The organism is Pseudarthrobacter kochi, from assembly GCF_055412805.1.
In genome coordinates, this window is the sequence record NZ_JBVAYV010000003.1 from 1 (window position 1) to 21,864 (window position 21,864).

General features: G+C 68.5%; 20 protein-coding genes. 5 read left to right on the forward strand and 15 right to left on the reverse strand.

Annotated elements, in window-relative coordinates; translation table 11 throughout:
* Window positions 1–533: 533 nt before the first annotated feature.
* The 3 genes from tyrS to ACZY0Y_RS02175 form a co-directional block, all read right to left on the reverse strand.
* On the reverse strand, window positions 534–1,847 hold the full coding sequence (tyrS, locus tag ACZY0Y_RS02165) for a tyrosine--tRNA ligase (protein ID WP_463880673.1): 1,314 nt from the start codon (window positions 1,845–1,847) through the stop codon (window positions 534–536).
* A gap of 145 nt (window positions 1,848–1,992) precedes the next feature.
* Window positions 1,993–4,221: a HelD family protein gene (locus ACZY0Y_RS02170; RefSeq protein WP_463956632.1), complete on the reverse strand. Its 2,229-nt coding sequence runs from the start codon at window positions 4,219–4,221 to the stop codon at window positions 1,993–1,995.
* 172 nt (window positions 4,222–4,393) lie between these two features.
* A complete protein-coding gene (locus ACZY0Y_RS02175; protein WP_463956774.1) occupies window positions 4,394–4,945 on the reverse strand; it encodes an adenine phosphoribosyltransferase in 552 nt (183 codons plus the stop codon).
* 173 nt (window positions 4,946–5,118) lie between these two features.
* On the opposite strand from ACZY0Y_RS02175, the gene ACZY0Y_RS02180 reads away from it, so the two are divergent.
* Complete coding sequence (locus ACZY0Y_RS02180; protein ID WP_463956633.1) at window positions 5,119–5,736, forward strand: GNAT family N-acetyltransferase; 618 nt, start codon at window positions 5,119–5,121, stop codon at window positions 5,734–5,736.
* A gap of 6 nt (window positions 5,737–5,742) precedes the next feature.
* On the opposite strand, the gene ACZY0Y_RS02185 is transcribed toward ACZY0Y_RS02180, so the two are convergent.
* A complete protein-coding gene (locus ACZY0Y_RS02185; protein WP_463956634.1) occupies window positions 5,743–6,045 on the reverse strand; it encodes a hypothetical protein in 303 nt (100 codons plus the stop codon).
* 169 nt (window positions 6,046–6,214) lie between these two features.
* Window positions 6,215–6,883, reverse strand: coding sequence for a DNA-3-methyladenine glycosylase (locus ACZY0Y_RS02190; RefSeq protein WP_463880664.1), 669 nt, complete (start codon window positions 6,881–6,883; stop codon window positions 6,215–6,217).
* A 91-nt stretch (window positions 6,884–6,974) separates the two neighbouring features.
* Between ACZY0Y_RS02190 and ACZY0Y_RS02195 the strand changes: the two genes are divergently transcribed.
* Window positions 6,975–8,504 carry a DNA-3-methyladenine glycosylase 2 family protein gene (locus ACZY0Y_RS02195; RefSeq protein WP_463956636.1) on the forward strand — a complete coding sequence of 510 codons (1,530 nt, stop codon included), beginning with the start codon at window positions 6,975–6,977 and terminating at the stop codon, window positions 8,502–8,504.
* A complete protein-coding gene (locus ACZY0Y_RS02200; protein ID WP_463956637.1) occupies window positions 8,501–9,010 on the forward strand; it encodes a methylated-DNA--[protein]-cysteine S-methyltransferase in 510 nt (169 codons plus the stop codon). Before ACZY0Y_RS02195 ends, ACZY0Y_RS02200 begins: the two co-directional genes overlap by 4 nt.
* A gap of 86 nt (window positions 9,011–9,096) precedes the next feature.
* Here ACZY0Y_RS02200 and ACZY0Y_RS02205 read toward each other — a convergent pair whose 3' ends face one another.
* The 10 genes from ACZY0Y_RS02205 to argC form a co-directional block, all read right to left on the reverse strand.
* Complete coding sequence (locus ACZY0Y_RS02205) at window positions 9,097–9,837, reverse strand: maleylpyruvate isomerase family mycothiol-dependent enzyme (RefSeq protein WP_463880657.1); 741 nt, start codon at window positions 9,835–9,837, stop codon at window positions 9,097–9,099.
* 53 nt (window positions 9,838–9,890) lie between these two features.
* Complete coding sequence (locus ACZY0Y_RS02210; RefSeq protein WP_463880654.1) at window positions 9,891–10,421, reverse strand: pyridoxine/pyridoxamine 5'-phosphate oxidase; 531 nt, start codon at window positions 10,419–10,421, stop codon at window positions 9,891–9,893.
* Window positions 10,422–10,558: 137 nt separating this feature from the next.
* The gene (argH, locus tag ACZY0Y_RS02215; RefSeq protein WP_463880652.1) at window positions 10,559–11,986 is read right to left on the reverse strand and encodes an argininosuccinate lyase; all 1,428 of its coding nucleotides are present in this window, start codon (window positions 11,984–11,986) and stop codon (window positions 10,559–10,561) included.
* 5 nt (window positions 11,987–11,991) lie between these two features.
* Complete coding sequence (locus ACZY0Y_RS02220; RefSeq protein WP_463956638.1) at window positions 11,992–13,197, reverse strand: argininosuccinate synthase; 1,206 nt, start codon at window positions 13,195–13,197, stop codon at window positions 11,992–11,994.
* 47 nt (window positions 13,198–13,244) lie between these two features.
* Window positions 13,245–13,775 carry an arginine repressor gene (locus ACZY0Y_RS02225; RefSeq protein ID WP_463880650.1) on the reverse strand — a complete coding sequence of 177 codons (531 nt, stop codon included), beginning with the start codon at window positions 13,773–13,775 and terminating at the stop codon, window positions 13,245–13,247.
* Entirely contained in the window at window positions 13,775–14,800 is a 1,026-nt protein-coding gene (gene argF, locus ACZY0Y_RS02230; RefSeq protein ID WP_463956640.1) for an ornithine carbamoyltransferase, read from the reverse strand. Before argF ends, ACZY0Y_RS02225 begins: the two co-directional genes overlap by 1 nt.
* The gene (locus ACZY0Y_RS02235; RefSeq protein ID WP_463956641.1) at window positions 14,797–16,119 is read right to left on the reverse strand and encodes an acetylornithine transaminase; all 1,323 of its coding nucleotides are present in this window, start codon (window positions 16,117–16,119) and stop codon (window positions 14,797–14,799) included. The genes argF and ACZY0Y_RS02235 overlap by 4 nt, the downstream gene beginning before the upstream one ends.
* Window positions 16,116–17,072: an acetylglutamate kinase gene (argB, locus tag ACZY0Y_RS02240; RefSeq protein ID WP_463956642.1), complete on the reverse strand. Its 957-nt coding sequence runs from the start codon at window positions 17,070–17,072 to the stop codon at window positions 16,116–16,118. Before argB ends, ACZY0Y_RS02235 begins: the two co-directional genes overlap by 4 nt.
* A gap of 43 nt (window positions 17,073–17,115) precedes the next feature.
* Window positions 17,116–18,282, reverse strand: a complete 1,167-nt coding sequence (gene argJ, locus ACZY0Y_RS02245) for a bifunctional glutamate N-acetyltransferase/amino-acid acetyltransferase ArgJ (RefSeq protein WP_463956643.1) — start codon at window positions 18,280–18,282, stop codon at window positions 17,116–17,118.
* A complete protein-coding gene (gene argC / locus ACZY0Y_RS02250; protein WP_463880640.1) occupies window positions 18,279–19,310 on the reverse strand; it encodes an N-acetyl-gamma-glutamyl-phosphate reductase in 1,032 nt (343 codons plus the stop codon). The genes argJ and argC overlap by 4 nt, the downstream gene beginning before the upstream one ends.
* A 236-nt stretch (window positions 19,311–19,546) precedes the next feature.
* Here argC and ACZY0Y_RS02255 point away from each other — a divergent pair, with 236 nt between their 5' ends.
* Window positions 19,547–20,638 carry a fatty acid desaturase family protein gene (locus tag ACZY0Y_RS02255; RefSeq protein WP_463880637.1) on the forward strand — a complete coding sequence of 364 codons (1,092 nt, stop codon included), beginning with the start codon at window positions 19,547–19,549 and terminating at the stop codon, window positions 20,636–20,638.
* Window positions 20,639–20,849: 211 nt separating this feature from the next.
* Window positions 20,850–21,815, forward strand: a complete 966-nt coding sequence (locus ACZY0Y_RS02260) for a quinone oxidoreductase family protein (RefSeq protein ID WP_463956644.1) — start codon at window positions 20,850–20,852, stop codon at window positions 21,813–21,815.
* The last annotated feature ends 49 nt before the right edge of the window (window positions 21,816–21,864 follow it).

The window sequence follows — 21,864 nt, forward strand, 5'->3', positions numbered from 1 at the left end:
CTCCGTTGAAGTAAAACAGACACAACCAACACCCCCGGGAAAACGGGACGTATTGACTGCACAAAATTTGAAACCAGCTGTAAAAACCAGACCACACCACGGGGTGGCGGAGTCCAGTCAATTCAACCAATTCAATACAATAAATTGGTATCAACAAACTTGGCACACTATTGAGTTCTCAAACAACAGACACATTCGAATTACTTGCCGAAACAATTCAATGTAATTGAATTGTTTTTTACGCTTTTCCTTCGCTGCGATATTTCAAGCTTATTTCATTCATATCCACATTGCAAATCCGGATTTTCATCCGAAATTCACTTGGTCGAGTGAATTCGCCCAGCAAAATGTGAAGCAACTTTTCATTCCTGCTTCACGTACTCCGGGGAGCCGAAAGCGCTAGAAGAATTGCTTCTCTATTTTTGTTGGGGTTGGTCGCCACTCTGCGGTGGCGACTAGAAAAACAATACACGCTCCGCCCCGACCTTGCAACTGGATCGTGGCGGAGCGTGCAGATGACGCGGGGTGTCGCGTTAAGACGCGCTGACTTCCACGGTGGCCAGGTTTTTCTTGCCCCGGCGCAGCAGCAGATAGCGGCCGTGAAGCAGCTGGCCGCGTTCGATCAGGGTGTCAGGATCGGACACTTTGGCGTTGTTGACGTAGGCCCCGCCCTCCCCCACGGTGCGGCGGGCGGCGGACTTGCTCTCGGAGAGGCCGGTTGCCACGAGCAGGTCGATGATGCCCAAGCCGGCCGCATCGACCGTGGCCGACGGCAGTTCGGACGTGGCCGCCTTGAGCGTCGCCTCGTCCAGGACAGTAAGGTCGCCGTTCCCGAACAGGGCAGCGGAGGCGGCGATGACCTTTTCGGTGGCGTCCACCCCGTGCACGAGGGAGGTGACTTCGTAGGCAAGTTTGCGCTGTCCCTCGCGGGCGAACGGCCGCTCGGCAACCGCGGCCTCGAGGGCCTCGATCTCGGCCCGGCTGAGGAACGTGAAGACCTTCAGGCGTGCCGCTACATCGCTGTCCGCCGTGTTGAGCCAGAACTGGTAGAAGGCATACGGGCTGCACATCTCCGGATCCAGCCAAATGGCGTTGCCCTCGCTCTTGCCGAACTTCGTGCCGTCGGAGTTGGTGATGAGGGGCGTCCCCAGTGCGTGGACGTGTTTGCCCTCGACCTTGCGGATGAGGTCCGTGCCGCTGGTGAGGTTGCCCCATTGGTCCGAACCGCCGGTCTGCAGGACACAGCCGTAGTCGCGGAAAAGCTGAAGGAAGTCCATACCCTGGAGGATCTGGTAGCTGAACTCCGTGTAGCTGATCCCTTCATCGGAATTCAGGCGGTTGGCAACAATGTCTTTTTTGATCATGGTGCCGACGCGGAAGTGTTTGCCGATCCCCCGCAGGAAGTCGATGGCACTTAGTGGCGCGGTCCAGTCGAGGTTGTTGACCATCCGGGCCGCGTTGTCGCCCTCGAAGCTGAGGAAACGCTGGACCTGCGCCTGCAGTTTTCCGACCCATTCCGCGACGGTTTCGGGGGTGTTGAGCACACGTTCGGCGGTCTGCCGCGGATCTCCGATCAGGCCGGTGGAGCCGCCGACAAGGCCGAGGGGCTTGTGGCCGGCGAGCTGTATCCGGCGCATCAGCAGCAGCTGGACCAGGTTGCCCAGGTGCAGGCTCGGTGCGGTGGGATCGAAGCCGCAGTAATACGTTGCGGGATCACCGGCGAGCAGCTTTTCCAGCTCCGCCTCATCCGTTGAGACGTGGACCAGGCCTCGCCATTTCAGCTCCTGCCAGACGTTGGCGAAGCTGGGGTCATTCTGCTGGGAACGGAGATCATTTAGCTGGGACACGGAATCTAAGTTAGCAGGATCAGGGCACCCTCAGCGCGTGTGACCGTCAGCCGACCCGCCGCCGGACGCCGGACGGCAGGCGGCGGGCGGCGGGCGGCGGGCGGCGGGCGGCGGGCGGCGGGCGGCTGCCCCCGGGCGGCAGGTCCTACTCTTCGATGCCGGCCGGCACCCCGGCGGCGGCGATGAGCCGCAGCCGCTGGGTGGGCCGGGTCATGGCGACGTACAGGTCGCCGACACGGCCGTGCTCATGGTTGAGCATGGCAGAGGGCTCCAGCACCACAACGCCGTCGAACTCCAGGCCCTTGGCCTCGCGGGGGCTGATGACCACAATGTCCTGCACGTAGCTGCCGGCATCGGTGCCGACGCGGCGGCCGTAGACGGCGCGCAGCGCCGCGGTGGCCGCCGGGAGGAGATCGCCGTTGGCAATGACCGCCAGCAGACCGCCCTCCAGCGCCTCAAGTTCCTGCGGCAGGATCTCCACGAGCTTGCTGATGATCTGGCCGGGCTCGACGCGGTCGATCACCGGCGTCCAGCGGCCTTCGCGGACAGCCTTCGGCGCGGAGACGACCAGTCCCGCTGCGTTGGCCATCCGGGCGGCCGCCTCGGCGATCTGGGAGGGAGTGCGGTAGTTGACCGTGAGTTCCTCGAGCTGCCAGCGGTCCCCGAACATGGGCGCCAGTGCACCCTGCCAGGAATTGGCGCCGGCCACGGAGCTTGTCTGGGCGATGTCGCCCACGATGGTGAAGGACTTCAGCGGGCAGCGGCGGACCAGCAGGCGCCACTGCATCGGCGAAAGCTCCTGGGCCTCGTCCACCACGATGTGACCGAACGCCCAGCTGCGGTCCGTTGTGGCACGCTCGGCTGCGGTGAGCCGGGCTTCGCGTTCCTGGTTCTGGTCCACGAGCTCTTCCGCGGAGATCAGGACGTCCACGCCGGCGGTTTCCATGTTGACGAGAGTCTGCTTGGCATTGGCCAGGTCGCGGGCGCGGTCGTTTTCCTGTTGGGCCAGTCCCCTGCCGGCGGCGGCGTCGAGTTCGCCGAGGAGCTCGGCGGCCTCGTCGAGCAGCGGCACGTCGGCTTCGGTCCAGGGAGCACCGGCGGGCCGGAGCAGCAGTTGACGCTCGGCCGCGCTGAGATTCGGGGTGCAGGCTTCCAGGATCGCGGGCTTGCTCAGGAGTTCACCGATGAGCTTCTCCGGCGTCATCGGCATCCAGCATAGGTTCAGGGCGATGCGGACGTCCCGGGCGGAGCGGACATCCTCGGCCAGGTACGAGCGGTCAGCGCTGTTGCCGATGCTGCCGGCTTCGACAAGTTCCGTCATCTGCTCGGTCAGTTCGCGCAGCAGGATCTTCACGAACGAGACGCGGGCCTCGTTGTGCGGCTTGCCGGTGGAACGGGCCCTGTCCCTGGCGCGGCGGACCTGCCGGGGAGTCAGGAGAAGTTTGCGTCCGTCGACTTCGAGGACGCGGTTTTCGGCCAGTATGCGCTGCCGGTTGGCCACGGCGTTCGCCACGACCTCGGCCATGTCCAGCCGGCCCTTGATGGCCGCGACCTCGGACTCGGGCTCGGCGACCGCATGGATACCGGGCATCAGGCGGCCAACGCTCGCCATCACGACGCCGGTTTCACCGAGCGACGGCAGCACGCGCTCGATGTACTTCATGAACGACGACGACGGTCCCACGAGCAGGACGCCGGCGGTCTTGAGCCGGTCCCGGTGGGTGTAGAGCAGGTAGGCGGCGCGGTGCAGCGCGACGGCGGTCTTGCCGGTGCCGGGACCACCCTGGACCACGAGGGCGCCGGAGATCGAGGAGCGGATGATCCGGTCCTGCTCAGACTGGATGGTCCCGACAATGTCTGACATCCGTCCGGTCCGCTTGGAATTCAGGGCTGCCAGCAGCGCGCCCTCGCCCTGGAGGGAGTCGTTGTCGGCGAGAAGGTCGGCGTCGAGGACGTCATCCTCGATCGCTTTCACCTCGCGGCCCTGCAGGATGAGGTGGCGCCTGCGGCGTACACCCTGCCGGTCGAACGCCGTGGCCTGGTAGAAGTGGCCGGCTTCCGGCGCGCGCCAGTCCAGCATGAGGCGCTGGAGGTCCTCGGTGGTCAGGCCGATGCGGCCAATGTATTGGGCCTCCCCGGAGTCGAGGTCGAGGCGGCCGAACACCAGCCGGTCGTCGACGGCGTCGAGCTGGGCGAGGCGGTCCTCGTACAGTGCCGCGAACGCGTCCCGCTCGGAGACGTTCTGCATGGTGCCCACCGCACCGGCGCGCCGTACCTGCGCCAGCTGGGCGCGCTTTTCCGCCCGCAACTCATCCAGCCGGGCGTAAAGTCCGGCCACATAGTCGCGTTCATGGGCCAAATCAGCGTCGTGCATCGAACGTTCCCCTATCGAAAAAGACAGACCAACCATTCTACAACCATTTCGGTCTCCCCACCGGCACATGTCAGTTTTTGCAGGCATTCTACCCAGCAAAGCGCAATCGTCCGTTGCTTCCGGGGGCACGCCCCGACCTGCCGGCGCGGCAGGGAACTCGGCAGGGAACGGGTTACAGGCGCAGCAGTGAGCTGACCCGGTGGCCACAGAGGGCCGAGCGGCCACCGAGGTCGCCGAGTTCCATGACAACACCCACACCGGCGACCTCCACGCCACAGCGTTCGAACAGACGCACGGCGGCGCCGAGAGTGCCACCCGTGGCGAGGACGTCGTCGAGGATCAGGACGCGGCTGCCCGGAGCGAGGTCGGTGGTGTGCAGCTCCAGGGTGGCGTTGCCGTATTCGAGGGCGTAGTCCTCGGAGACCACTTCCCGCGGCAGCTTGCCGGCCTTGCGGACGGTGATGACGCCCGTGCCGGTGGCGTACGCGGCAGCGGCAGCGAGCAGGAAGCCGCGGGCCTCCACCCCGGCGACGGCGTCGAACTGGCCCGTGAAGGGCGCCACCAGGGCGTTCACGACAACTTTCAGTGCCGCGCCGTCGGCGAAGACGGGGGTCAGGTCCTTGAAGACGATGCCGGGCTTGGGGTAGTCGGGGATGGTGGCGCACAGGCTGCTGATCAGCCCGGCCACCTGCGCGGCGGTCTCATCCGCGGTGGTCTCATTCATGGTCATCGTGGTCTGGTGGAGCTCGCTGGGATTCACCCAACAACCTTACTGGCTGGTCCTGCGGCGTCCGGCGCGTCCGCTTGATCCCCGGCAACCTGGCAGTCAGCAAATGTTCATTTCAGCGGCGCCGGATTCGACCGTTCCGTCCACCCCGGCGGTGATTGAATGCTCCAATGCGACACGACATCGTCCTCTCCGGCCACGGGGTGCACCTGGTTCCGCTCGCCCCGGACCACGCGGAAGGTCTCTTTGATTTTGTGGATCCCGGCATGTGGGCGGGCATGGCGGCCCCGCTGCCCGGGACGGTTGGCGAGCTGGCAGCACTGTTCCAGTCCCGGCTGGATGATCCCGCCACCATCGCCTTCGCTGTGACGGACGGCCGGACCGGCGCCCTCCTGGGCACCACGTCCCTTCGTGACTTCGCCCCGACCCAACAGCGCCTCGAAATCGGGGGGACGTTCTTCGGGCGGCAGTTCTGGGGCAGCCACGTCAATCCTGCCAGCAAGCATATGCTCCTGGCCCACGCCTTTGACGTCCTGGCAGTCCACCGGGTGGCGTTCCGCTGCGACACCCGCAACACCCGGAGCGCGACGGCGATCGAACGGCTCGGCGCCCGCTTCGAGGGGGTCCTCCGCGGCCACCGCGCGGCGCCCGGCGGGGGCCGCGCGGACACCGCCGTCTACTCGATCCTCTCGCAGGAGTGGCCGCACGCGCGCGAAGACCTCCGGCGCCGCCTTGCCCCGTTCGCCCTCGGAGCCGAGGGCGCGGTCCCCACCCTCGCCGCGTCCTGAAACTCCCTAAGTCTCCGCCGGGGGCCCGGCGTCGTCCGGCGGCACAGCGGGTGAGCGCAGGAGGCAGTTCGCGAATGCGTACCTCACGACGTCGAGCGCTGTGCGGAGCGCTTGTTCCGCGTCGAACCGTGGGGCCGCCGCGGCACTGAGACGATTGTTGTCCTGTGCCCATGCCGAGCGGTGGAACCGGTCGGCATCGCCGTGCAGGAGCCTCCCGTAGAGGACGTCCTCGAAAGTGTCACGGCCATGATCCGGGGCCGGTTCCGGCGTCACGTGCTGGCGTCCCTGGACCATCTCAGGGGTGACCATGCCGGCCACTGCCTCGGTCGCCTCCACGAGCAGGGGGCGGCCAGCTGCTCAAAGATCTCAAGCCGTTCGAGCTCGCTGCGCGGCTTGCCCGGCTTGCCCGGCTTGCCCTCACCCATAAGAACTCATCATTCCCCCGCGACCGGATGCCAGGGAACCACCGCCGCGGCCGCTAGCCCGGGCGCACTTTCGCCGCCTTGTAGCGCGAGACGGTCGGGTCGCCGTTCAGCCAGAATCGCCACGGGTAGTCGTGGGTGCCCCCCGCGCCGGAGACACCGACGCGTGGTCCGGCGCTGACATCCACGGCCTGGAGCGCCGGGAGTTCCAGCCGGAACGGGGCCCCGAGCGCGTCCCGGCCGCTGTCCGCCGTCGTGATGTCGAGCGCGGTGGCGAGCCGGGCAGGGCCGCTTGCCAGGTCCGTGGAGGACTTCGACGTCGGCCGCCGGGTGAGTGCCAGGTCCTCCCCGGCCACGATCTCGCCGGCCCGCAGCAGCACGGCGGAGGCCACCCCCGCCGGCCCGCACACGATGTTGGCGCAGTGGTGCATGCCGTAGGTGAAGTAGACGTACAGATGGCCGGCCGGGCCGAACATCGGGGCGTTGCGGGCGGTGGCGCCGCGGAAAGTGTGCGAGCCGGGATCCGGGTGCGGTGAGTCGTGCGGGCCCAGGTAGGCCTCCACCTCGGTGATCCGCACGGACACCGGGCCGTCGCGCCCCTCGTGCGTCAGCACCGCGCCGAGCAGCAGCGGCGCCACCTGCCGGGCGTCTGCGGACAGGAGCTCCCGGAGCCTGCCGGCAGGCAGTGCACTGCCGGGCACGCTGGCGGGAGGCGTCACACTCATGCTCCGACTTTAACAAACCATCCGGATCCCCCTCCACGGCCGTGTCCGATTTCCGCTAGCAGCAGTACCCGGAAGCTGGCAGGATGAACTCATGGACTTCTGGCAGCGCTACCGGGCAATCGATGCCCGGGACACCCGGTTCGACGGGCAGTTCTACACCGCTGTCCGCACCACGGGCATCTACTGCCGGCCGTCATGCCCGGCCCGGACCCCCAAGGCGGGGAACGTCACGTTCTACGAAACCTCCGCTGCCGCGCACGACGCCGGTTACCGGGCCTGCAAACGCTGCCTGCCCGAGGCCGTCCCCGGCACGCCCGCCTGGAACCTCCGCTCGGACATCGCCGGGCGGGCCATGCGGCTGATCAACGACGGGGTGATCAACCGTGACGGCGTGGAAGGGCTCGCCGCCCGCCTCGGGTACTCCTCGCGGCAGCTCAATCGGATCCTGAGCCACGAACTCGGCGCGGGACCGCTGTCCCTCGCAAGGGCGAGCCGGGCCCAGACCGCCCGCACCCTGCTCGTCTCCACCACCATGAAGGCCGCCGACATTGCCTTCGCGGCCGGCTTCAGCAGTGTCCGCCAGTTCAACGAGACTATCGGCGAGGTCTTCGCCATGACCCCCTCGGCGCTGCGGGCCACCGCCCGGCACCACCGGTCGCCTGCCGTGACCGCCGTGTCGTCGACAGCCCTGGCCCTGAACCTGCCATACCGCGAGCCCTTCGATCCGGGGGTCTTCAATTTCCTCGCGGTCCGGGCCATCCCCGGCATCGAGGAAGGCTCGTCCACCTCCTACGCCCGGACCCTTCGCCTGGCCCACGGCGACGCCCGCTTCCGGGTGGACTACGATGCCGGCACAGCGGGCCGCCCGCTGGTGCTGACCATCGGCGCCGTCGACCTCCGGGACCTGCCCTCCCTGCTCAGCCGGGTCCGCCGGCTGCTGGATCTCGACGCCGACCCCGTCGCCATCGACGCGACGTTGGGGTCCGATCCGCGGCTGGCAGCCAGCGTCGCTGCCACGCCGGGCATGCGTATGCCGGGCGCCGTCGATCCGCAGGAACTGCTGATCCGGGCCATGATCGGCCAGCAGATCACCGTCGCCGCGGCGCGGACGGCGCTGGTCCAACTCTCCGAGGCAGGGAGCGTGAGCCTGGTTCCCGCCGACGGCCTGGACCGGATCTTCCCGACCGCGGGCGAAATTGCGGAAACCGGTTTCCAGCTGCTCCGCGGCCCGCAACGCCGCATCGACTCGGTCCGGGGTGCTGCCGCCGCGATGGCGTCGGGAGTGCTCGACTTCGGGTACGGCGATGCCCTTCCCGGGCTGGAGTCCAAACTTCTGCCCCTTTCCGGCGTCGGGCCGTGGACGGTTGGCTACGTGGCGATGCGGGTGATCGGCGCCCCTGATGTCTTCCTGGCCAACGATGCGGCGGTGCGCAATGGCATCCGCTCGCTCGCCGTGGATACTGGCGGCGCGGCCGTGTCCGCCCAAGCCCGCCTGAGTCCTGACTTCCGTGAGCTCAGTCCCTGGCGCTCCTATGCCACGATGCACCTGTGGCGCGCGGCGGCCACCGCCCAGGCCACGGCGCGCAGGCCGTCCGCTCCTTCGAAGAAAGTGAAATCATGAAAGCCCAGTTGTTGACCATGTCCACCCCGGACGGCCCCTTCACCATCATTGCCCGGGACGGGTCGGTGCTTGCCTCAGGGTGGACCGCCGTTCCCGGCGAGCTGACCGGGCAGATCCACGCGGACCTGCTGCCCGGTGAATACGAAACCGTCACAGGGCTGGTCGCCATCTCGGACGCCGTCGAGGAGTTTTACGCCGGTAACCCCGAACCGGCGATGGGGGTGCCGGTGCTGCAGAAGTCGGGTCCGTTCCGCGGCCATGCCTGGGACATGCTCCGCACCGTCGCGGCGGGACACCCCGTGACCTACACCGAATACGCGGAGCTGTCCGGAAACGTGAAGGCCGTGCGCGCCGCGGCCAGCGCCTGTGCCTTCAACGCGGCGGCGCTCTTCGTACCCTGCCATCGTGTCATCCGCACCGACGGCAGCCTGGGCGGCTTCCGCTGGGGGCTGGCTATCAAGGAGAGCCTCCTGGACCGGGAGCGCCAACTGGCCCCCGCCGTGTAGCGCCGGCCCTTAGCCGGCGCCGAGGTGAGATTTCGCGCCCATGTCGCGAAGGAACATGGGCGCGAAATCTCACCTCGGCGGAGGTCTCAGCGGGTGGCGGGCACCCCGGCCGGCCACGGCAGCAGCGCGGGGAGGTCGACGCCGTCGGCCGCCGCAGTGGCGCGCAGGCTGCCGAGGGTCGGCGTGCGTCCGGCGAGCCAGGCCGCGATGTCGGTCAGCATCCCGTTGATGGCCGTCGACCGGCCGCCGGGGGCCCCGATGGCCACGGCCGGCAGGCCGAGCGGCTGGAGGACGAACCGCTCCCCCTCCGGGACGCGCGCGGCCAGGAACTCGAAGAGGTGCTCGCAGAACGGCCGGCTCCAGGTTTCCGGGCCGCGGCCCGTGCCGAGGTCGGTGGCGTGGATGGTGAGTTCGCGCCAGAGCGCCAGCCCGCCATCGAACACGACTCCCCCGCGGTAGCTGATGGGCGCCTGCCAGCCGGCGGCGTCGAGCGTTTCAAATTCATGCAGGGCCCGGCCCAGGGCGGCGTCCACATCGGCACGGTGTTCGGCCAGGGTGTGTCCGGCTGCCATGTCGATGGCGCGGGTCCGGCCTTCGAAGCCGCCGTCGTAGAGTTCGATGCTGTCGCCCCGGGCAGCGAATTCCAGCTGGCGGGCCATCGCGTTGGCGATGCCGCTGAGGTGGGCCAGCACATGGCCGGGCGTCCAGCCCGGCAGTTCCGAGGGCGCCTTGACGTCCTCTTCGGACAAGGCGGCAGTGGTTCCGGCGACGACGCCGGCGGCGCGGCGCAGTTCTTCGAGGAGGTTTTCCGGCGTGATGGGGGTCATGGCGAACATCCTAACCGAGCGCCCTGAATACATCCGGATTAGCCGAAAGACGATTAACTGAAAGACTCCGGGCCGTAGCGGTGGCGGATGTGCCGGCGGTCGTGCCGGGCCTGCCAGAACTCGATCTCGCGGGGCCGGAGGGCGTACAGCTGCCAGTCCGGGTTGTCGCTGCCGTCGGCGCCGGGCCGGGCATGCCAGTCGGACAGGGACGCCGCCAAGGACAGCTCCACAACGCCGCCGGCGACGCGGACCTGCCGGCCCTGCTGCTGCCAGTAGAAGTTCAGGGCCGCCTGCGGATTCGCCGCGAGTTCCCGGCCCTTCCGCGAGGTGCGGGACGTGGCGAAGTGCCAGCCGTCGTCGTCGAGGTCCTTCAGGATCAGCATCCGGGAGGAGGGGCCTCCGAGCCCGTCCACCGTGGCAAGGCTGCAGGCGTTGGGCTGCGGGACGCCGGCGTCCAGCGCCTCCCCGAGCCACTGCCGGAACAGCACCGCGGGATCCGCGGGGGCGCCGGCCGGGTCGAACTCCGGGAGCACATCAGGGAAATCGGGCAGGCCACGCAGCAGTTGGCGGAAGGTTTCGCTCATGCCGCAATGCTAGCTGGGAGTTTTCGGCGGCAAAGGCACAACGCTCCCTCACTTTTGGCAGGAAATCCGCCGACGCTCCTGCAGGCAGTGCAGGAGCGCCGGCGGAAATGCTGCAGGACGTGAGAGAGCGTTTGTCGCTAGCCCGCGTACCCGCGGACGCCGGCGAGCTCGCCCTCGAGGGCCATCAGCTGGCGCTCGACGGCGGCCGGCGCGGTGCCGCCCTGGGAGTTCCGGCTGTTCAGCGAGCCTTCCGTGGACAGGACCGTGCGTACCTCCGGGGTCAGGTGCTCCGAGATGGCGGCGTATTCCCCGTCCGTCAGGTCCCAGAGTTCGACGCCGCGGCTTTCAGCCTGCTTCACGGCGGCACCGGAGAGCTCATGCGCCTCGCGGAACGGGACACCCTGGCGGACCAGCCATTCGGCGATGTCCGTGGCCAGCGCGAAGCCCTGCGGAGCCAGGGACTCCATCCGTTCGGTATTGAACGTCAGCGTCGCGATCATGCCGGAGACGGCCGGAAGCAGGACTTCCAGGGTATCTGCGGCGTCGAAGACCGGTTCCTTGTCCTCCTGCAGGTCGCGGTTATACGCGAGCGGCAGGCCCTTGAGCGTGGCCAGCAGCCCGGTCAGGTTGCCGATCAGCCGGCCGGCCTTGCCGCGGGCCAGTTCCGCCACATCGGGGTTCTTCTTCTGCGGCATGATCGAGGAGCCCGTGGAGTAGGAATCGTGCAGGGTCACAAAGGAGAACTCCTTCGTGGCCCAGAGGATGACTTCCTCCGAGACCCGGGACAGGTCCACGCCGATCATGGCGGCGATCCACGCGAACTCGGCGAAGACGTCGCGGGAGGCGGTGCCGTCGATCGAGTTGTGCGTGGCGGAGAAGAAGCCCAGTTCCGCGGCCACGGCTTCCGGGTCCAGGCCGAGCGAGGAGCCCGCCAGGGCCCCGGAGCCGTACGGCGAAACGCCCGCCCGTTTGTCCCAGTCCTGAAGCCGCTGCACATCGCGCAGCAGCGCCCAGGCGTGGGCCAGCAGGTGGTGGCTGAGCAGGACTGGCTGGGCGTGCTGCAGGTGCGTGCGGCCGGGCATGGCCACGCCCCGGTGCGCCTCGGCCTGCCCCACGAGGGCATCGATGGTGGCGAGCACACCGCGGGCGATGATCCGGGCGTGGTCGCGCAGGAACATCCGCCCCAGCGTCGCCACCTGGTCGTTGCGTGACCGGCCGGCGCGGAGTTTGCCGCCCAGTTGGGTCCCGGCGCGCTCGATGAGCCCGCGTTCCAGCGAGCCGTGCACATCCTCATCCGACTCCGCCGGCGTGTACGCGCCGGAGGCAACGTCCGCATCCAGCCGGCCCAGGGCGTCGAGCATGCCCGCGAGTTCGGCGTCGTCGAGCAATCCGGCCTTGTGCAGCACACGGGCGTGCGCCTTGGACCCGGCGATGTCGTAACGGGCCAGCCGCCAGTCGAAGTGCGTGGATTTGCTCAGTGCCGCGAGGGCGTCGGCGGGGCCGCCGGCGAACCGGCCGCCCCACAGCGCTCCAGTGTTAGTGGCTTCAGACTTTTGCTCAGCCACCGGCGCTACTTTCCTGCTACGCGGATGTCGCGGCCGGAGGCAACCTTGGCGGACATGCCCCACAGCTCGATGAAACCGCGGGCCATCGACTGGTCGAAGGTGTCGCCGGTGTCGTAGGTGGCGAGGTCGAAGTCGTAGAGCGAGGTCTCGGAGCGGCGTCCGTTGACGATCGCCTGGCCGCCGTGCAGCACCATGCGGATGTCACCGGTGACGTAGCGCTGGGTGTCCTCGATGAAGGCGTCGAGGGAGCGCTTGAGCGGGGAGAACCACTGGCCGTCGTAGACCAGTTCGGACCAGCGCTGGCCGACCGTGGCCTTGAAGCGGGCCTGCTCGCGCTCGACCGTGATGTCCTCAAGGTGCTTGTGCGCGGTGATCAGCGCCATCGCTCCCGGCGCCTCGTAGATTTCGCGGGACTTGATGCCGACGAGGCGGTCCTCGACGACGTCGATCCGGCCGACGCCCTGGGCGCCGGCACGGCGGTTGAGTTCCATGATGGCCTGCAGCGGGGTGACCTTGACGCCGTCGATCGCGACCGGCACGCCGGCCTCGAAGGAGATGGTGACCTCATCGGGCGCCGGCGGGAATTCCGGCGTCGCGGTGTAGTCGTAGATGTCCTTCGTGGGGGCGTTCCAGATGTCCTCGAGGTAACCGGTTTCGACGGCGCGGCCCCAGACATTCTGGTCGATCGAGTACGGGTTCTTTTTGGTGGTCTCGATCGGCAGTCCCTTTTCCTCGGCGAAGGCGATGGCCTTGTCGCGGGTCAAGGCGAGGTCGCGGACCGGTGCGATGCACTTCAGGTCCGGGCCGAGCGTCTGGATGCCGACTTCGAAACGGACCTGGTCGTTGCCCTTGCCCGTGCAACCGTGGGCCACGGTGGTGGCGCCGAATTCGCGGGCGGCCTTGACCAGGTGCTTGACGATCACCGGGCGGGAGATCGCCGAGACCAGCGGGTAGTGGCCCTGGTAAAGGGCGTTCGCCTTCAGCGTGGGCATGCAGTACTCGTTGGCGAACTCGTCGGACGCGTCGGCCACGTAGGCCTCGACGGCGCCGCAGCCCAGGGCGCGCTGACGGATCGTCTCCAGCGACTCGCCGCCCTGTCCGACGTCGACCGCCACGGCGATAACCTCGGCGCCGGTCGCTTCACCGATCCAGCCGATGGCTACGGAAGTATCCAGGCCACCGGAGTAGGCCAAAACAATACGCTCAGTCACTTCACATGCTCCTTAGTTGTTGGGGTTCTTGGTTGTCTGGTGCAAGTTCATTGAACGGCCTCTTCGGCCAGCTGCAGGAACCGCGCGGCCACGTCAGCCCCGCCGAGGGGGTCCCGGGTGACCAGCAGCACGGTGTCGTCCCCGGCGATGGTACCGAGAATGGAGGGCATCACGGAGTGGTCGATCGCCAGGGCCAGGAAGTTGGCCGCGCCCGGAGGGGTCCGGAGCACCACGATGTTCGCGGACGCTTCGGCGGTGACCAGCAGTTCCCCGCAGAGCCGGGCCAGCCTCGCATCGAGGATCTCCTGGGTGACGCCGCTCCTGGCCGCGCGCTCCCCGCCCTCCCCCGGCACCGCGTAGACGAGGACGCCTTCCTTCCCGCGGACCCGGACCGCGCCAAGTTCCACCAGATCGCGGGACAGCGTGGCCTGGGTGACCTGGACGCCGTCGTCCGCGAGCAGCGCCGCCAGTTCCGCCTGCGAGCGGACGGACTCACCGGTGAGAATCGCGGTGATGCGCGCCTGCCGGGCCGTCTTGGTGGCCGGGCTGGCCCCCGGGGAGGCAGGCTGGACGGACACTATCCGAGTCCTTCGACAACGGCGAGCCCGGAGCGGTGCATCAGCCAGGCCATCAGGGCCTTCTGGGCGTGCAGCCGGTTCTCGGCCTCGTCCCAGACGATGGACTGCGGGCCATCGATCACGGCCGCGGCGATCTCGTAGCCGCGGTAGGCGGGCAGGCAGTGGAGCACGACGGCGTCCGGCGCCGCGAGCTTCATCGCCGCTTCGTCCACGGCGTAGCCGCGGAACAGCTGCAGCCGGGCTTCCTTCTCGTCTTCCTGGCCCATGGAGACCCAGGTGTCGGTGGCGACGACGTCGGCGCCGAGCAGCGCCTCGGCAGCGTCCACCGTGACCAGCACCGAGCCGCCGGTCTCCGCCGCCCGGTCCTCGGCCGCCGCAATGATTTCCGGGGACGGCAGGTAGCCGTCCGGGCCGGCGATGCGGACGTGCATCCCCGCGGTGACGCCGGCCAGCAGGTAGGAGTTGGCCATGTTGTTGGCGGCGTCGCCGAAGTAGCTCATGGTGAGGCCCGCCAGGTCGCCCTTGTGTTCCTTGATGGTGAGCAGGTCGGCGAGGAGCTGGCAGGGGTGGTAGTCATCGCACAGGGCGTTGATGACCGGCACGCGGGAGTTCCTGGCCATGGCGACGAGCCCGGAGTGGGCCCCGGTGCGCCACACGATGGTGGACACCATGCGCTCCAGGACCCGGGCGGTGTCCGCGACAGACTCCTTGTGCCCGATCTGAGCCTCGCCCGGGTTGATGATGAGCGCGTTGCCGCCCATGTCGGCCACGCCGGTGGCGAAGGAGACCCTCGTCCGGGTGGAGGTCTTGTCGAAGATCACGGCGACGGTCTTGCGGCCGCTGCCCTCCGCGGCGAAAGGCTGCACGCTGTAGGGGGCGGCCTTCATCCGGACGGCGAGGTCCAGGACCTCGGCCTGTTCGGCCGGGGTGAGGTCGGTGTCCTTGAGGAAGTGGCGGACCTGGCTGGTCGACGTCGCGGTCGACGTCACGGTCGAAATGTCGGGCGAAATGTCGGGCGTGGTCACTGGGCGTCCTTTGCGGTCCGGAGGAGTGCGGGCACTGCCGCGAGGAAGCGGTCGGCCTGTTCGGTGGTGAGGATCAGCGGCGGCGCGAGCCGGATCGTGTGCGGGCCGGGGCTGTTGACGATGAAGCCCGCGTCGAGTCCCGCGGTGACAACTGCGGGGGCGACGTCGGCGTCGAGGTCGAAGCCGACCAGGAGCCCCTCGCCGCGTACTTCGGTGACGCCGTCGATCGCGGCGAGGCCGGCACGCAGGTGCTCCCCCACCTCCCGGACGCGGTCCAGCACGTGCTGGTTCTCCAGGACATGCAGGGTGGCCAGGGCCGCCGCGGTGGCCACCGGGTTGCCGCCGAACGTCGTCCCGTGCTGGCCGGCGGTCAGCAGCGAGGACGTTTCCGGGCCGAAGGTGACGAGGGCGCCGATCGGGAAGCCGCCGCCCAGGCCCTTGGCGAGGGTGACGGCGTCGGGCACAATCCCGGCGTCTTCGCTGGCCAGCCACTTGCCGGTGCGGCCGATGCCGGTCTGGACCTCGTCGAGGATCAGCAGGGCACCGGCGGCGCTCGTGGCCTCCCGCGCGGCCGCCAGGTAGCCGGCGGGCAGCGGCCGGACACCGGCCTCGCCCTGGATCGGTTCGAGGAAGACGGCGGCGGTGGTGTCGTCCACCGCGGCCCGGAGCGCGTCAATGTCACCGAAGGGGATGTGTACGACGCCGCCGGGCAGCGGGGCGAACGGCGCCCGGTAGGCTTCTTTCGCGGTGAGGGCCAGGGCGCCCATGGTCCGGCCGTGGAAGGCGCCTTCGAGCGCGATGATCTTGGTGCGCTGTTTACCTGTGCTGTCCGGGCTGGCGCTGTCCGCTGCCGCGGCCTGGCTGGCGCCCGTGTTCCGGCGCGCCAGCTTGAACGCGGCCTCGACGGCCTCGGTGCCGGAGTTGGCGAAGAACACCCTGGAACCGGCCGGTGCCTTGGTGATGTCCAGCAGTTTCTCGGCCAGCGCGATCTGGGTGGGGCTCGTGAAGAAGTTGGAGACGTGGCCCAGGGTGGCGAGCTGGCTGGAGATCACCGAGGTGACGAAGGGGTGCGCGTGGCCCAGGGCGTTGACCGCGATTCCGCCCAGCAGGTCCAGGTATTCCTTGCCGTCGGCGTCCCAGACGAGGCAGCCGGAGCCGCGGACCAGGACCCGCTGCGGGGTGCCGAAGACACCAAGCAGCGACGACGCATAACGGGCCAGCCATTGGGCGCCGGTGGCGTGCGAGTGGACGATCCCCAGCAGCTCCCCCTCCGGGGAGTGCTCGAGGTCCGTGGATGGTGCAGTTTCGATCTGGTTCATTTGTTGTCCTCGTCCGGGACGACCTGGGTGCCGATACCCGCCGTCGTGAAGGTTTCCAGCAGCATCGAGTGCGGCAGCCTGCCGTCCACGATGTGCGCGCGTTCAACGCCGCCTTCGACGGCTTTGAGGCAGGCTTCCATTTTCGGGATCATGCCTGACTCCAGCCGCGGCAGCAGCTCCCGCAGTTCCGACGCGGTAAGCGAGGAAATCAGCGAGGAGCGGTCCGGCCAGTTGTTGAAGAGTCCCTCGACGTCGGTGAGGATGACCAGCTTGGAGGCGCCGAGGGCTTCCGCCAGGGCCGCAGCGGCGGTGTCAGCGTTGACGTTCAGCACCTGGCCGGTGGTCTGCGCCTGCCTTGCTCCCGGGTCGCCGCTGCCGTCATCGAAGATCTCCGGCGCCACCGTCGAAATCACCGGGATCCGGCCGGCCGCGACGATGTCCAGGATTCCCTCGGGGTTTACGCCGACGACCTCGCCCACCAGGCCCAGGTCCACCTCTTCGCCGTCCACGACGGTGCCGGTCCGGACGGCGCGGAGCAGTCCGCCGTCCTCCCCCGACATGCCGACGGCGTAGGGTCCGTGCGAGTTGATCAGGCCCACGAGTTCGCGGCCGACCTGGCCGGTAAGGACCATCCGGACCACGTCCATGGCCTCGGGTGTGGTGACCCGCAGCCCGCCCTTGAACTCGGATTCGATCCCGAGCCGGCTGAGCATGGCGTTGATCTGCGGGCCGCCGCCGTGCACCACCACCGGGTGGATGCCGACGTGGTGCAGGAAAACGACGTCCTCGGCGAAGGCGCGGCGGAGCTCATCGTTGACCATGGCGTTGCCGCCGTATTTGATCACCATCGTGGTGCCGGCGAAGCGCTGGATCCAGGGCAGTGCCTCGATCAGGGTGCCGGCTTTGCCCTGGGCATCGGACATGGACGTGGTCTCGCGGGTCTGGGTGTTCATGCTGTTCGTCCTTAATGCTCGTCCTTACTGTGCCCCCAGGGGGTCAGCTGGAGTAGGCGCTGTTTTCGTGGACGTACTCGTGGGTGAGGTCGTTGGTCAGGATGGTGGCCTCGGCGTCACCGGACTGGAGGTCGATCTCGACGAGCACCTCCCGGGGTTCCAGGTCCACGAGGCTGCGGTCGTCGCCGATGCTGCCGTTGCGGCAGATCTGCACGCCGTTCATGGATACGTTGAGCTGGTCGGGCTCGAAGGCCGCGTCGGTGGTGCCCACGGCGGAGAGCACGCGGCCCCAGTTGGGGTCCTTGCCGAAGATTGCGGTCTTGAAGAGGTTGGAGCGGGCGACGGCCCGGCTGACCACTTCGGCGTCCTTTTCGCTGGCGGCGTTGAAGGTGCGGATGGCGATGTCGTGGCTGGCGCCTTCGGCGTCGCCGATCAGCTTCCGGGCCAGCTCCGCGCAGACCTGGGTCAGGCCCCGGCCGAACTCGACGGCGGACGGCGCGGCGCCGGAAGCTGCGGAGGCGAGCAGCACCACGGTGTCGTTCGTGGACATGCAGCCGTCCGAGTCCGCCCTGTCGAAGGTGACCCGGGTGGCGTCGCGGAGCACGACGTCGAGCATGTCCGGCTGGACGTCCGCGTCCGTGGTGAGGACCACCAGCATGGTGGCGAGTCCGGGGGCGAGCATGCCGGCGCCCTTGGCCATGCCGCCGATGGTGAATTCCTTGCCCTCTGCGTCGGCCCCGGTGAAGACGGCCTGCTTGGACACGGAGTCCGTGGTCATGATGGCGGTGGCGGCGCCGGATCCGCCGTCGGTGCTGAGCGCTCCGCTGGCGGCGCCGATCCCGGCGAGGATCTTGTCCATCGGGAGCTGCTCGCCGATCAGGCCGGTGGAGCAGACGAAGACGTCAGTGGCGGAGAGGCCGAGGGCTTCGGCGGTCTTCTCGGCGGTGGTGTGGGTGTTCTGGAAACCCTGCGGCCCGGTGCAGGCGTTGGCCCCGCCGGAGTTCAGGATGACGGCGTCCACGCGGCCGTCCTTGACCACCTCGCGGGACCAGTGCACGGGGGCTGCGGCCACCCGGTTGGAGGTGAACACGGCCGCGGCGGCCTTGGAGGGGCCGTCGTTGACCACGAGGGCAAGGTCCGGGTTGCCGGAGGTCTTGAGGCCGGCGGTGACGCCGGCGGCGCGGAACCCCTGGGGGGCGGTGATGCTCACGGTGCAACTCCCTGCAGATCGAGGCCGGCGGTTTCCGCCATGCCGAGGGCAATGTTCATGGACTGCACGGCCCCGCCGGCGGTCCCCTTGGTCAGGTTGTCGATGGCGCACGTGACGATCAGCCGGCCGGCGTGCCCGTCCAGTGCCAGCTGCATCACGGCGTGGTTGGATCCCTGGACGGACTTGGTGGAGGGCCAGCGGCCTTCGGGCAGCAGGTGCACAAACGGCTCGTCGTCGTAGGCCTCGGCCCAGGCGCGGCGGAGTTCATCGGCGGTGACACCGGGACGCACCTTCGCCGTCGCGGTGGTGAGGATGCCCCGGCTCATGGGGGCCAGCGTGGGGGTGAAGGACACGGTGACGGGGGCGTTCAGGGCCCGGGACAGCCCCTGTTCGATCTCGGGCGTGTGGCGGTGTCCGCCGCCCACACCGTACGGGCTCATGGAGCCCATCACCTCGGCGCCGATCAGGTTGACCTTGGCGGCTTTGCCGGCCCCGGACGTACCGGACGCGGAAACGATAACGACGTCGTCGGCCTGGAGCAGGTGGTTGCTGAAGCCCGGGGTGAGGGCCAGCAGGGCCGACGTCGGGTAGCAGCCCGGGACGGCGATCCGCTTGGCGCCGCGAAGCGCCTCGCGCTGGCCGGGAAGTTCCGGCAGGCCGTAGGGCCACGTGCCGGCGTGCGGGGAGCCGTAGAACTTCTCCCACGCGGCGGCATCCTCGAGCCGGTGGTCGGCGCCGGCGTCGATCACGACGGTGCCGGCCGGCAGCTGCGCGGCGATCTCCGCGGAGGCACCGTGCGGCAGGGCCAGGAAGACGACGTCGTGTCCGGCCAGGTTCTCCACCGTCGTGTCTTCGAGGATACGGCTGGCCAGACCGTGGAGATGCGGCTGCAATTCCCCTAGTCTGGAACCGGCGTTGCTGTGGGCCGTGATGGCGCCGATCGTGACGTCGGGGTGGCCGGCGAGGAGCCGCAGCACCTCGCCGCCGGCATAACCGCTTGCGCCGGAGACGGCAACAGAAATAGTCATACCAAGGACTATACAGCAAGAGTATGCATAGATGCCGATATTTATGCAGTCGATCCCGCGTGCCTTGTCCTCGTGCCCTGTCCTACCGCCGGGCGCCGGGTCCGGTGCGCGGCAGGCGCCGGGCCGGGAGGGGCCGGAAATGGCCGGGGGCGTATGCTTGGTTAAGGGTGATCCAGACCGTGCAGTCCGAATGTCGGCTGCAGCGTTGCCCGTAACAGTTACGAGGCACGCGCTCCATGACCCCCACCACTGCTACGCCGGAACGCCCGAAATCGCGCGTCCGCCAGCCCAACGCCGTCGTCCTTAGCTATTCGGAACTCCTTAAGACGGTCAAGGCCGCAGGCCTGCTCGAACGCCGCGTCGGCTTCTACATCACGGTGTTTTCCGTCCTGGTCCTTCTGATGACGGCCACCTGGTTCGGCTTTGCCCTGATCGGCGACAGCTGGTTCCAGCTCCTCATCGCCGCCGCCCTGGGCATCCTCTGCACCCAGCTGAGCTTCCTGGCCCACGAGGCCGGACACCGCCAGATCTTCGCCTCCCGCCGGGCCAATGACTGGGCCGCACGGCTGCTCGCCACGTCGGTCGCCGGGATCAGCTACTCCTGGTGGGAGCAGAAGCACGGCGCACACCACAACCACCCGAACGTCATTTCCAAGGACCCGGATATCGCCACCGGCGCCATCGCATTCTTCCCGGAGGCCGCCGCCACCCGGCAGGGACGGCTCTCGTTCCTCACGCGCAAGCAGGGCTGGCTCTTCTTCCCGCTGCTGTTCCTCGTCGGCCTGGGCCTGCAGATCGACTCGATCAAGTTCATCTTCCAGCGCGCCAAGGTCACGCACCGCTGGGTTGAAATCCCGATCCTCGTGGTCCGCCTCAGCCTCCTGCCGGTGCTTGCCTTCACATTCCTGCCCTGGGGCATGGCGCTCGCGTTCATCGCGGTCCAGCTCGCCGTCTTCGGGTTCTACATGGGCGCCTCCTTCGCGCCGAACCACAAGGGCATGCCGGTCCTGCCGGCGGACAGCCGCGTGGACTTCTTCAGCCGCCAGGTCCTGACGTCCCGGAACATCTCCGGCGGCCGCTTCATGGACATCCTGCTCGGCGGCCTCAACCGCCAGGCCGAACACCACCTCTTCCCGGACATGGCACGGCCCCAGCTCGACAAGGCCGCCGTGATCGTCCGCGAGTTCTGCGCGAAGCACCAGGTTCCCTACACGGAAACCACCCTGTTGCAGTCCTACGGCATCATCGTCCGCTACCTCAACGACGTCGGCCTCTCGGCCGGGCGCCACTTCGAGTGCCCGATGGCCACGGTGACCCGCCGCTTCTAAGCGGCCGGCCGGCTCCGCGAACGCGGAGGGTTCCGCCAGCGGCCCTGATATTCCTGTTTGACCCGAAGTGACGGCCGGATACCGGCCGTCACTTCGTCGTTGGCGCCGGTGTCTCTAGGATGGGTGCAGGATGAGGGCCAGGAACCCGCAGCCCGGAACTTTAGCCCAACACCCTTTAGCCCCAACACCTTCAGAGCAGGCAAGGACACACATGATGCACGCAATCGTCGCCCGCCAGGCAGGCGGCCCCGAGGTTCTCACACCGGCAGAGGTCGAGCGCCCGGTTCCGGGTCCCGGCCAGCTGCTGGTGAAGGTCGCCGCCGTCGGCGTGAACTTCATTGACACCTACAAGCGCAGCGGCAGCTATAAAGTGGCCTACCCCTTCACCCCCGGCTCCGAGGCCTCGGGAACCGTGGCGGAACTCGGCGACGGCGTGACCGGATTCTCCCCCGGCGACCGCGTGGCCACGGCTGAAGGCATCAACTGCTACGCCGGCTACGCCCTGATCGATGAGGACAAAGCGCTGCCGGTCCCCCAGGGCGTGGACGACTTCACCGCCGCCGCCCTGCCGCTGCAGGGCATCACCGCGCATTATCTGATCAATTCCTCCTTCAAGGTGGAGCCGGGCCACACCGTCCTGCTGCACGCAGGAGCGGGCGGCGTCGGTCTCCTGCTGATCCAGCTGCTCAAGGCCAGGGGCGCGCGCGTCATCACCAGCGTCTCCACCGATGAAAAAGAGCAACTGGCCCGCGGGGCCGGTGTGGACCATGTGCTGCGCTATGACGGCTTCGCCACCAAGGTCCGTGAACTGACTGACGGGGCCGGCGCGGACGTCGTGTACGACGGCGTTGGCAAGGACACGTTCGACGGCTCCCTTGCTTCCCTGCGCATCCGCGGCACCCTCGTGCTGTTCGGTGCCGCGTCCGGGCCCGTGCCGCCGTTCGACCCGCAACGGCTCAACGCCGGGGGCTCGCTGTACCTGACCCGGCCAACGATCGCCCATTTCCTGCGCGACGCCCAGGAGCGCCGCTGGCGCTCGGACGAGCTGTTCGCCGCGGTGGCCAACGGAAGCCTCAAGGTCCGGGTTGGCGCCCGCTATGACCTCGCGGAAGCCGCCCGGGCCCACGACGACCTGGAACAGCGGCGTACCACGGGCAAGGTCCTCCTGGTTCCCTGAGCCCGGTCCGGGGGCACCCTGAGTCCGGTCCGGGCACACCCCGGGAGGT